We start from the raw sequence: 10,567 nt of genomic DNA, 5'->3' as shown, positions 1-10,567 counted from the left end.
AGAAATGAAATACGAAAGCGACCGGCAAGGAGACCAGCTTCCCCAAGCAAATATGGTGTACAAGCCGGCTGTTAATGGTAAAAAATGTAAGGCTGACGATCGACGATACGATCCAGTATTATATCGAAGACGCGATGAAAGAAACGTATGAGCAGTACAAGCCGATCAGCATGACGGTCATTGCGGCCAATCCGAAGACAATGGAAATTCTCGGGATGGCGAACCTGCCGACGTTCAACCCGAATACGTATTGGGATCCCGCGACGGATCAGAAGGACTTTTTCAACTATGCCGTGAAGGCTACGTACGAGCCGGGCTCCACGTTCAAGATCGTAACACTCGCCGGTGCGGTACAGGAGAAACTGTTTAACCCGAACGCCCTCTACAAGTCCGGACAAATCTACGTCAAAGGGACTCATACGCCCCTTCATGACATTGTCCGCTCGGGATGGGGGCAGATCACGTACCTGGAAGGCGTGAAGCGCTCCAGTAACGTTGCGTTTGTCAAGCTGGGCTCGGAAATGCTTGGGAAAGACCGGCTGCTGAAATATATCAACGACTTCGGTTTCGGCCAGAAGACAGACATTGAGCTTCCCGGCGAAATATCCAAGACGATCAACCTTCCGGGTCCGGTCGAAGTGGCAACTGCTTCTTACGGCCACGGCGTGTCCGTGACGCCGATTCAGCAGCTGGCGGCGATCAGTGCGGTGGCAAACGGTGGAAAGCTTTTAAAACCTCATATTTTAAAAGAAATCACAGATCCGGATAATGGTAAAGTCATCAAATCTACCAATACCGACGTCGTCCGGCAGGTCATTACCCCGGAAGCCGCCAAGGAAACGAGCAGCTATCTGGAGCAAGTTGTGGCAGACCGGTTGATCGGTACAGGAAAAAGCGCATATATCGAAGGTTACCGCGTTGCTGGTAAAACAGGTACCGCAGTTAAATACGGCCCGGACAAAAAACCGGATTATTCGAAATCCGTCGTTTCCTTTATCGGTTTTGCGCCGGTGAACGATCCGAAAATCGCCCTTATTGTCATTGTAGACCAGCCGAATGATCCGGATGTCGGTGGGGGCAAAGTGGCTGCACCTATCTTTAAAAAAATCGTGTCTCAAGCACTGCCGTATATGGGTGTGCCGAAGTCAAACACCAAAAAAACGTCCGATGGCAAAACGACGGTGGAACGTCCTGCGGCTCCGACGCTGACGAAGCTGGCGGTGAAGGACGCCAAACAAAAGCTGCTGAACGCCGGTGTCGATTTTGAGTCCATTGGCAAGGGTGCCTCGGTCATCCGGCAGTTCCCGGCAGCGGGAACGCCGATGAGTCCGGGAGTTTCAAATGTTCTCTGCGTCAACATGTCCGTATAATTTTGCAGGCCAAGTACAATTTTCGCGGAACTAAATACCTCGTTGGCCTTTTTGTAAGGGATATATCCCTTGATTGAACTTTTGGGAATAGTTCGACCAAGAAAAGGTTTCATCCGGGACCAATTCCGTCCGTAAAAGTCTATTTGATATCCTTGCTTCAAAAGGGGGCGGACCAGGATGCGAAGCGATTGGCGGCGGTACAGTTTGGGGTATTTACGGAGCACATCCGGATAAGCGTTCGCAACCACTGCAATGTCTGTTCGATATTTCGGCCTAATTTTGGTTCGAAAATGAACCTTCGGATGGTAAGCATAATCCAAATAGTCGGCCGCATACCCCATTTTCCTGAATCTTTTTGCCGTTTTCTCTGAGATTGTAAACGTATGATCAGGTTTCATCCTTCTGAGAAGAGGAAGCGTAAAGACATCCGTGAAGTTGGGGTCCTCAGTGGACCAATAGACGAGCGGAATCTTAAATCGGGTTGCTAGTTTTCTTACCAATCGTTGTTTGACTATAGTATGATCAGGTCCCCATCCTACCGAAACAAGTAAATCAGGTTTGAAAGAGGTCAGCAGTTGGATTAGCCTCCCTTGCACTACCGGGCCCGATGCCTTTACCTGATGTCCCAAATCCCGTAATCCATCCGGCAATCCATACGACCACAACTTTCCTCGTTCCAGAAACAAAATTTTCACGCCATCACCATCCTGTATAGACACCTACATGATCAAATTTTCGGAATCAACATATATATGTTGAAAAGGGAGGAGTAAGATATATATGTCCTACGAAGCGGTTTACAATATAAAGACGCGGAAAAAATGTATTGCCTTAACATTTGATGTGGGCTGGGGGAATAAAGTTCTAACACCCGTATTGGATACATTGTCCGACCATCATGTGAATAAAGCGACTTTTTTCCTGTCCAGTCCTTGGGTCGTTCAACGTCCAGAATTGGCTCGAAAAGTGAAAGCAAGAGGATATGAAATAGGGTCCCATGGCCATCTACATGAAAATTATACGGAACACAACAATGCATGGATTACCCGGGAAGTAAAGAAGGCAGAAAAGGAAATTCTCAGAGTAACAGGTGTAAAATGTCGTCTTATTAGAACCCCTAATGGAGATATGGACCAACGTGTCATCCGACTACTAGGTAAGTTGGGCTACCGAACCATTCATTGGAAAGTGGATTCACTCGATTGGACGAATCCCGGGATCAGAAACATTATTCGGAGAGCCAGTACCAACGTCAAATCTGGAGACATTCTATTGTTTCATGCCAGCGATTCCGCTCGCCAAACCGCCAAAGCTTTGCCCAGCGTCATACGAAGGCTTAAGAGACAAGGCTTTCAATTTGTCACCGTTTCAGAACTACTCTCCATGCAGATTAAATGATGCCGTGTTTCCGCAAAGTCTTAATCACATAGGCCGCCCGTTTTTGATACGTATGTCTGGCAGCCGCCTTAACGGCGTTTGCACGAATTTTCTCTCTCAACTTTGCGTTCTTTGAATATTTAAGAATCAGTTTTTTCGTGTCCTTTTCCGAAGACGAAACCAGCAAATCTCGTCCTGGTCTAAACCATTTACGTACCTCAGGGGTATCATCAGTAATCAACAATCCGCCGGAAGCTAAAATTTCATAGGTTCTTTGAGTAAGCCGGTCTTCCGCATTCTGCGGACCAATGACAAAATTTACGGAGTTGTAGACCTTAATAGCCTCCTTGTAAGGTAAGTAACCGTGAATCGATGATTTCGGAACTTTTGCGTCAAATATTTTTTTCATATTTCCCCAATATCGTCCATAGAGGTCTACCTTTACCCCTGCTTTTAAGAGAGGGTTGACCAGCTTTCTTAATGAGTTGAATCGGTAGTGATCAGGCTTCTGAACATATAATTGTGGATAAGCGTTGGCTATTAACGCAGCCTCTCCTTTATATTTTTTGACGCTCTTCAACCGTCGGTGGGTTGCGGGATCACTTCCGAAATCTAGATGTGCCGCATGAAAAGATTTATTTCGGAACTTTTGAACTGTGGGCCTGTGAATTGTAAACACAAAGTCAGGCTTCGTTCTCCGAATTAGTGGTAAAGAAAAATCCTCGGTATAACCAGGATCTTCGGTTGACCAATAAACAAATGGAGCGCCCGACATTTTGACCAATTTGGCAATTAGGCGTTGTTTGCTCGGGGTGCTGTTTGCAGGTGTCCACCCTATGGCCATAATAAGAGTCGGTTTGAATTGCTTGATCAGTTGTTCCGCTTTCTTGCTCGGTTTGCATGTTTTTACTTGATGTCCTAATTTTTCAAATCCTTTGGGTAATCCATAAATCCACATTGGGTGGGTCTCCAAAAACAATATCCGATAAACAGCCATATCGCACTCCTTTAGATGGTATAGATATCACATTATATTCACCATTGGCCCGGGTGAAATAGGCGGCAACCTAATCCCCTAAAATTACCCTATAGATATTTTAGTTACACTTGGAAAATCGTTCACTGTCGGACGTTACCGATATATTTCCAAAGACTTCGGCCGCTATTTATTTGCCTAATTCTGATGAGGGCCTAGACTATAGACGTGATATTAATGGGGCTCGATTGAAATGACGCCGGAACGGGTGAAGCTGCTGGAACAGATCATTTAAGTTAAGGGGACGAGTTGGATCAATTACGCAAGGATGCTCGATATCGCGAAGAAATGGATGGCGACTTCTCTACGGTCGATGATGATCACAACTTTTTGTGGATGATTGAAAATGGATCGATCGGGAAGGCAAAAGGCATTCTTACGCAGAAAGAGGAAAAGGAATTCATCAAGGATACGTTTTGTAAAGAATAAGGAAGCCTGCACATAAAGAGTCGCTATTATATCGGCTTTTTTAGGAAGCAGGTCAGAAACGATTGGTTGCCTTTCTTCAATTAAGCTAAGATCAGTGTAATTTATCTATAGATTTAGTCAGTGGTATTTAGTTTAGACAGCATATTTAAACGTGCAGGCCTCACTATGAAAGTGTCGAGGGACAAGAACAGCTTGTCTCTGTTAAACTGTTCTCTTCATGTGAAATTCGTCGTGAAATTGTGGTACTATGCTAGTAAAGCGAAACAATCTTATCTCATTAGTTGCTTTTCTTTGAAGCCACCCAGAAGACGAGAATCGCAATTGGGATAAATATGAACCACGGAATATTAATCGTACTCCGAGTAATAAAAGCGACCAGCAACAATCCTAATGTTCCAAGAATGAGCCACAGGCAGCCTCTTCCAAACGTCTCCATAGGTGTGGATCCTCCACTTTCCCCCTCATCCGATAGGAGCAATTGGCAACAGCAAACTGCTCTATGCTGGACTAAACTATAAACCAGGTGAAGACTGGATCGCGAAGGAGTCCGGATTTGTACCAGTTCCTAATCTTAACCTGCCAGCGAGGTAATCGGACTATGTTCTTGTCCTTTACGGCAATCGGTACAAGTTCTTGTCCTTGGCTCTGGACGAGAACTTGTACCGATAACATAAAAAAGCCGCTCTAATAGCGACTTTCAATGGGACCATGTTCTTGTCCCTCGACATATGTACATATGTATCCCCCCTCGGGAACTTAGACACCATTCGGAAAAATTCATTCTTCCCTTGCAGTATTTTTCCGACTGTTAAGGAGAAGGAACTTCGCTAAATAGATCGTATAATAAATTAGCGAGTGGCGCCTCCGTTCCCGCCAGCACCGCCCTCTCCTTGAATAACCTCATGTCTTTGCCGGCAATCCAGCTGTTCGGGAGACCTGGCAACGTAATTTGTTCGGTATGAAGCGCAATATATTTGCCAAAATTTTGATACACCGGAGCGGTAAACATGGTGCGGGAAAGCATTTCCATCATTTCCGACGGATCGATTCCGTTTTTCTGCGCCATTCTGCATGCCTCCATCATGGCCTCCATGGCCGTAAAGCTTATGAAGTTGCCGCAAATCTTGACGATTAAGGCTGAGCCGATCTTTTCACCGAAATCGAAAATCCCTTGCCCCATCGCATCCAGAAGCGGCCAAGCTCGTTTCTTTGCCTCCTTCGATCCCGTGACGCAGATCCATAGTTTTCGCGCGGCAGCCGCTTCAGGCGGACCAAAAACCGGCGCTTCAACATAATGACTCCCGTTTGCGTCATGGAAATCGGCGAGCATCCGGGAGGTGGCGGGTGAAACGGTACTCATCGAGAGATGGAGGCCTCCTTGTCCAAGCCGTTCCATAAATCCTTCGCTCCGCACAATATTTTCGAGCGCAGCATCGTCGGTCACCATAGTAATGACGATACTTCCCTTTGCAGCTGCTTCGCTTGGTCTGGAGACGGATTCGGCCCCGAGCGCGACCAGAGGTGCAGCTTTGTCTGCTGTTCGATTGTATACTCGAAAGTTTGAACCGGCTTTTGATCAAATTTAAGAGCCATAGCTTGCCCCATATTCCCCAAACCGATAAATCCAATAGGTGTCATCGCACCCTTCACTTCCTTTCTCCGTTTTGAATTTCCGCATATTTGGCCAGTTTCATATTGACCGCTTCAAACGCTCTATCGAGCTCCCGCTGCCTTTCTTGAAGCTTCCGCTTGTGTTTTTCCAGCAAATCCTGCCTTTGCGGAATGGTCGAATCTCCCTGGACGGCTAGCTCCACGAATTCTTCTAATTCGGCGACGGTCATCCCTGTGGCCCGAAACCATATCATCAGGTTGATCCATTCCATGTCCCTCTCTTCAAAAATTCGATTTCCGTAAGGGTCGCGTTGAAGAAATGGCAGCAACCCTTTCCTTTCATAAAATCGGATGGTATGGGGAGGAATCCCCAGCCGTTCCGAAGCCTCTTTAATGGATAAACTCACCTCGACACCTCCATTTCCTGAAAGAAAAAATACTCCGATTTATATGACTCCCACAACCAGAGAGAAGTTTATATTCATAGTACACCTTAAACATAAGTTTAAGGCAACAGTTTCTTGGAAGTTCTAAGGTCCGAAGAATACGCTTGTTGCTAGGTCCGATACATACGCCTTTCAATCGGATAGGAGGCTATCCATAAGATGGATAGCTGACCTTCCACACCCATTTAAATTTGCTCCCTTGCCACAGTAGAAGAAATTCTTTTGTGGCAATGGCTGCCGGTTATGTGGCATGTTCGCAAAAAAAGAAAAGAGCCGAAACATCGGCTCATTTTTCTTAACCCCATTAACTTTCCGATTAGCTCAAACCTGCTTTACTTAATCCATATGCGGCGTCTGCCGACCCAGGCACTTGTTTAAAGGCCACGTTGATCCGGTTCCAGGCATTGATCGCCATAACCGAGAAAGTCAGATCGGAGATTTCTTTCTCCGTTAAATACTCGCGTACACGATTATAAATCTCGTCCGATACTCCATGCTCGGGCAGATGTGTCAGAACCTCCGTCCAAGCCAGCGCAGCTCTTTCGCGAGGTTCGAAGAGAGTAGATTCTCTCCAGATCGAAACATGATACAGACGAAGCTCGCTCTCCCCGTTGATTTTCGCCTGCTTGACGTGCATGTCCAGACAGAATCCGCATCCGTTCATTTGGGAAGCTCTGATGTGAACAAGATCCAGGATCTTTTCCTCCACTGAGCTTCCTTTCTCCGCATTGCTGAATTCCATCATTTTTTTGAAAAGCTCCGGAGATTGCTGCATATAATTTAAACGCTGTGTCATTTTGAATTCCTCCTCTTTTGTTTTACACTTCTAAGACAATGGACAAATTAAATTTGTGACACATCCGGAATGTTTTTAGTTCGAATCATTTTTTTCGCTTTATAACGCGGTTGGGCGAACCATAATTTCGCTGATTAAGGTATCGTCCGGTTCATTGATTGCAAACGCGATAGCTCTTGCTATGCTGTATGGGGAAATTCCCATACCGCTTATCTGACTTGCCAGAACCTGTACCTCCGGACTGGTTATACTGTCAAAAAGTTCAGTCTTCGTCAGACCCGGCGCAATCACCGTTGATCTAATATGGGAGGCTGGAGATTCTTCCAGACGCAAACCTTCCGAAATCGCTCTGACCGCAAACTTTGTAGCCGCATATACGGCGGATGTAGCAGATACCTGATAACCGGAGGTAGAGGACAAGTTAATGATATGACCCGACTGCTGCTTCCTCATGACGGGTAGAACTGCAGCAATTCCATGTAAAACGCCCTTGATGTTCACATCGATCATTTGATTCCACTCATCCACTCTTAATTCATTTAGTCTCGAGCTTGGCATAACCCCTGCATTGTTTACCAATACATCAATTCGGCCATACGTTTCCAAAGCGAATTTGGCTAGATCCTTCATGTTTTCAGCGGAAACAACGTCCGCTTTTACCGAAACAGCTTCCCCGCCAGCTTGTTTAATGTCATTAACAATTGTTTGAAGGCGATCCTCTCTCCTGGCTGCCAATACGATTTTTGCTCCATGCTTCGCTAACAGCTTTGCTGCCGCTTCCCCTATTCCGCTGGATGCTCCGGTAATGATAACGACTTTGTTTTTTATATTTTCCATTGTTGTTGGCTCCTTATGATCTATTTTAATATACGTTGAATATTTAACGGCCGTTGATTTAAATTATAGACAGAAGCCTTTCATCCTCAATGGTTGATCGAATAGAATTTGTTTCATATCCAACAATCTCTTAAGTTTTGTTGATTATCTGAAGAAGAGGTATCCCGAATAATGGAAAAGGCTATAAAAACTGACCGCCGCATTCTCCGCACAAAGCAATCCATCAAGAATTCGTTCCTCGAGCTTTTTTCGGAAAAAAATTTTGAACAGATCACGATTAACGAAATAGCGGATCGGGCAAACGTAAACCGCGGCACCGTTTATCTGCATTATAGCGACAAGTACGATCTACTCGACAAATGTATTGAAGATCACATCAATGAAATAATCACGTTGTGCAAGAAAAGGGAAATAAGCAGTCCGGGTATAGGTACTGAGTACAAGCCTGTATTTGACTACTTCAGCGACCATTATCCGTTTTTCTCTGCGATGTTTGCCAACGAAAGAGTTTTTCTGTTCAGGGACCGGCTGCTTAACTTCCTTTCGGACAATATGATGGCCAAGATGAACAGTTCGAATCCTATCGCCAATGAAATGCAAGCCCAGTTCATGGCTTCTGCCTTTATTGGCATTGTTGAGTGGTGGATCCGAAAACAAAATGCCGCAATCCACTCAATTCATGGCCGATCAGGTGAGAAATTTATTCGAGAAAAACCTGGTTTATAGCTGAGCTCAAAAAAGCCCCCGTGGGCCCTTAATCGGGCTCACAGGAGCAATTTAGACCTTATGGAATAGGATTCCGTTACCGAGTTTATAATACCCCGGGAGGGGGGGAGAATTTCCATGAATACCATAAGTACAAGCATTGAAGTTAATGAAGCCAGTCTCAGGAAAGAATTCGATCATTGCTCGGATATCGTATTCCGTTCTTTTAGGTTAAGGGACCAAACTTTACTTTTACTTGTCTATTTTGATGGAATGACCCGCCTGCAAAGCGTAGAGGATAACATACTAAAGCCGCTTCTATTCAACGGACTGCCGCAAGGCATAGATCGCATACAGTCTCTGGGCGAGATGTTCGGCCGCGAATGGCTTCCATTAACCGACGTAAAAAAGGACAAATCGCTGGAAGACCTGGTCCATCACATTCTGCAGGGAAGTCTGGGCATATTGGTGGAAGGAGAAGCATCTGCGCTATCCGTTCAGGCCCAGGGCTATAAGACGAGAAGCATTGAGGAGCCCAAAAAGGAATCGACCTTGCGCGGATCCAAGGAAGGATTTGTTGAAGATATCCACACGAATATGTCACTGATTAGGCGAAGAATCATTCATCCGTATTTGAAGATGGAAACGTGTACAGTAGGCAAATATACGCAAACCGAAGTGGTTCTTGCTTACATGCAAGGAATTGCAGGTGAGAACGTATTAACGGAAGTAAGAGATAAGCTTGGCAAAATCGAGATTGACGGCATCATTGATTCCGCCTATATCGAAGAATGGCTCGAAGAGAGTTCTTTTTCTATTTTCCCGCAAATCCAAAATACCGAGCGTCCGGATATCGTCACTGCAAGTTTATTAGAGGGAAAGATCGCTCTCCTCACGAACGGAACTCCGTTTGCCCTCATTCTTCCGGTGACTTTCTGGTCAGGTCTTCAATCGGCGGACGATTATTTTGAGAGGTTTATATTCGTCATTTTAATTCGGTTCATCCGATTCTTGATGACTTTTATTTCATTTTCCCTCCCTGCTTTATACGTAGCGCTATCAACCTTCCATCCGGAGATGATCCCCAGAACACTCACGATCAGTATTGCAACCGCCAGAGAACAATCACCATTTCCGACCGTAATCGAAATGCTCCTTATGATGATCATATTCGACGGACTGCAAGAAGCCGGGGTTCATATTCCCAATCAACTCGGCCCAGTCATGAGCATTATAGGTGCACTGATCATCGGCCAGGCTGCCGTTGAAGCCGGCATCATTTCTACGCCGATCATCATTGTGATTTCTTTAACGGGTATCGCAACTTACATGATCCCATGATATAGCGCCGCACTTCCCTTTCGGATCATCCGGTACCTACTGATGTTCATTTCAGGCGTGCTCGGCTTTGTAGGCTTTGCTTTCGGCATGATTTTCATGTTGATCCATTTGGTCTCGCTAGAGTCTTTTGGAACGCCGTACTTAAGCCCTATTGCCCCATTCGACGGTTTTAAAAGAAATATAAATTTATTGATATACCATATTCTGCCTGGATTTGTTCAGTTATCAGTGTATTTGCACTTCGTAATCTGTAACGATTTTCCCGTCATGTTGAATCATCTGACCGTTGTGGTTTTCCGTGTCAAGCGCGAGTTTCGCGATGAGCTCACCTGCTTCTTCAGCTGATTTGATGTAGCCATCAAACGCGCCAGCGGTCAGTCCGTTGAGATCCGTTGCCACACCGCCAGGCATGACGCCAAAAATCTGTTTGCTGCTGCCCGTATTTTTGAACTCAAGTGCGTAATTCATCGCCATCACATTTTGTGCGGCCTTACTGGTCTGATAAGCGAGCGGATGCCAGAAATTAGTCGGCTGAATCGGTATCGTGATGTTCACGATTTTTCCATTTTCAGCGAGTTTCGGCAGGAAACTTCTAATAATCTCGTGCGTCCCGAGGAAA

General features: G+C 45.6%; 10 protein-coding genes and 3 pseudogenes. 5 read left to right on the top strand and 8 right to left on the bottom strand.

What is annotated here, in order from left to right:
• Nucleotides 1-1,334: pseudogene (locus CPT76_RS09465) on the top strand (penicillin-binding transpeptidase domain-containing protein); the annotation flags it as partial.
• 53 nt (nt 1,335-1,387) lie between these two features.
• Here CPT76_RS09465 and CPT76_RS42450 read toward each other — a convergent pair.
• Nucleotides 1,388-2,065, bottom strand: a pseudogene (locus CPT76_RS42450) (DUF3880 domain-containing protein); the annotation flags it as partial.
• Nucleotides 2,066-2,150: 85 nt separating this feature from the next.
• Here CPT76_RS42450 and CPT76_RS09460 point away from each other — a divergent pair.
• Nucleotides 2,151-2,768, top strand: coding sequence for a polysaccharide deacetylase family protein (locus tag CPT76_RS09460; protein ID WP_105442739.1), 618 nt, complete (start codon nt 2,151-2,153; stop codon nt 2,766-2,768).
• On the opposite strand, the gene CPT76_RS09455 is transcribed toward CPT76_RS09460, so the two are convergent.
• On the bottom strand, nt 2,761-3,744 hold the full coding sequence (locus CPT76_RS09455) for a CgeB family protein (RefSeq protein WP_105442738.1): 984 nt from the start codon (nt 3,742-3,744) through the stop codon (nt 2,761-2,763). The two genes, CPT76_RS09460 and CPT76_RS09455, sit on opposite strands and share 8 nt — an antisense overlap.
• A 288-nt stretch (nt 3,745-4,032) precedes the next feature.
• Here CPT76_RS09455 and CPT76_RS36580 point away from each other — a divergent pair, with 288 nt between their 5' ends.
• On the top strand, nt 4,033-4,212 hold the full coding sequence (locus CPT76_RS36580; RefSeq protein ID WP_146116194.1) for a DUF6241 domain-containing protein: 180 nt from the start codon (nt 4,033-4,035) through the stop codon (nt 4,210-4,212).
• A gap of 808 nt (nt 4,213-5,020) precedes the next feature.
• On the opposite strand, the gene CPT76_RS09445 is transcribed toward CPT76_RS36580, so the two are convergent.
• The 5 genes from CPT76_RS09445 to CPT76_RS09430 all read right to left on the bottom strand — a co-directional run bounded on the left by CPT76_RS09445 (nt 5,021) and on the right by CPT76_RS09430 (nt 7,902).
• Nucleotides 5,021-5,731 carry an NAD(P)-dependent oxidoreductase gene (locus CPT76_RS09445; protein WP_258168612.1) on the bottom strand — a complete coding sequence of 237 codons (711 nt, stop codon included), beginning with the start codon at nt 5,729-5,731 and terminating at the stop codon, nt 5,021-5,023.
• Nucleotides 5,653-5,817, bottom strand: coding sequence for a hypothetical protein (locus CPT76_RS39285; RefSeq protein WP_258168611.1), 165 nt, complete (start codon nt 5,815-5,817; stop codon nt 5,653-5,655). The genes CPT76_RS09445 and CPT76_RS39285 overlap by 79 nt, the downstream gene beginning before the upstream one ends.
• Nucleotides 5,818-5,858: 41 nt before the next feature.
• On the bottom strand, nt 5,859-6,230 hold the full coding sequence (locus tag CPT76_RS09440; protein WP_105442737.1) for a MerR family transcriptional regulator: 372 nt from the start codon (nt 6,228-6,230) through the stop codon (nt 5,859-5,861).
• Between the two features lie 355 nt (nt 6,231-6,585).
• A complete protein-coding gene (locus CPT76_RS09435) occupies nt 6,586-7,065 on the bottom strand; it encodes a carboxymuconolactone decarboxylase family protein (RefSeq protein ID WP_105442736.1) in 480 nt (159 codons plus the stop codon).
• A 99-nt stretch (nt 7,066-7,164) separates the two neighbouring features.
• The gene (locus tag CPT76_RS09430) at nt 7,165-7,902 is read right to left on the bottom strand and encodes an SDR family oxidoreductase (protein ID WP_105442735.1); all 738 of its coding nucleotides are present in this window, start codon (nt 7,900-7,902) and stop codon (nt 7,165-7,167) included.
• Nucleotides 7,903-8,073: 171 nt separating this feature from the next.
• Here CPT76_RS09430 and CPT76_RS09425 point away from each other — a divergent pair, with 171 nt between their 5' ends.
• Nucleotides 8,074-8,628 carry a TetR/AcrR family transcriptional regulator gene (locus CPT76_RS09425; protein WP_105442734.1) on the top strand — a complete coding sequence of 185 codons (555 nt, stop codon included), beginning with the start codon at nt 8,074-8,076 and terminating at the stop codon, nt 8,626-8,628.
• 117 nt (nt 8,629-8,745) lie between these two features.
• A pseudogene (locus CPT76_RS09420) lies at nt 8,746-10,293 on the top strand (spore germination protein).
• On the opposite strand, the gene CPT76_RS09410 reads toward CPT76_RS09420, so the two are convergent.
• Nucleotides 10,174-10,567, bottom strand: a 394-nt coding sequence (locus CPT76_RS09410) for an SDR family NAD(P)-dependent oxidoreductase (protein ID WP_146116283.1), incomplete at its 5' end; no start/stop codon positions are given. The pseudogene CPT76_RS09420 and the gene CPT76_RS09410 sit on opposite strands and share 120 nt — an antisense overlap.

Origin of the sequence: Paenibacillus sp. AR247 (assembly GCF_002968895.1) — a bacterium.
GTDB classification, from domain to species: domain Bacteria; phylum Bacillota; class Bacilli; order Paenibacillales; family Paenibacillaceae; genus Paenibacillus_AQ; species Paenibacillus_AQ favisporus.
This window is presented reverse-complemented; position numbering and strand designations above follow the sequence as displayed.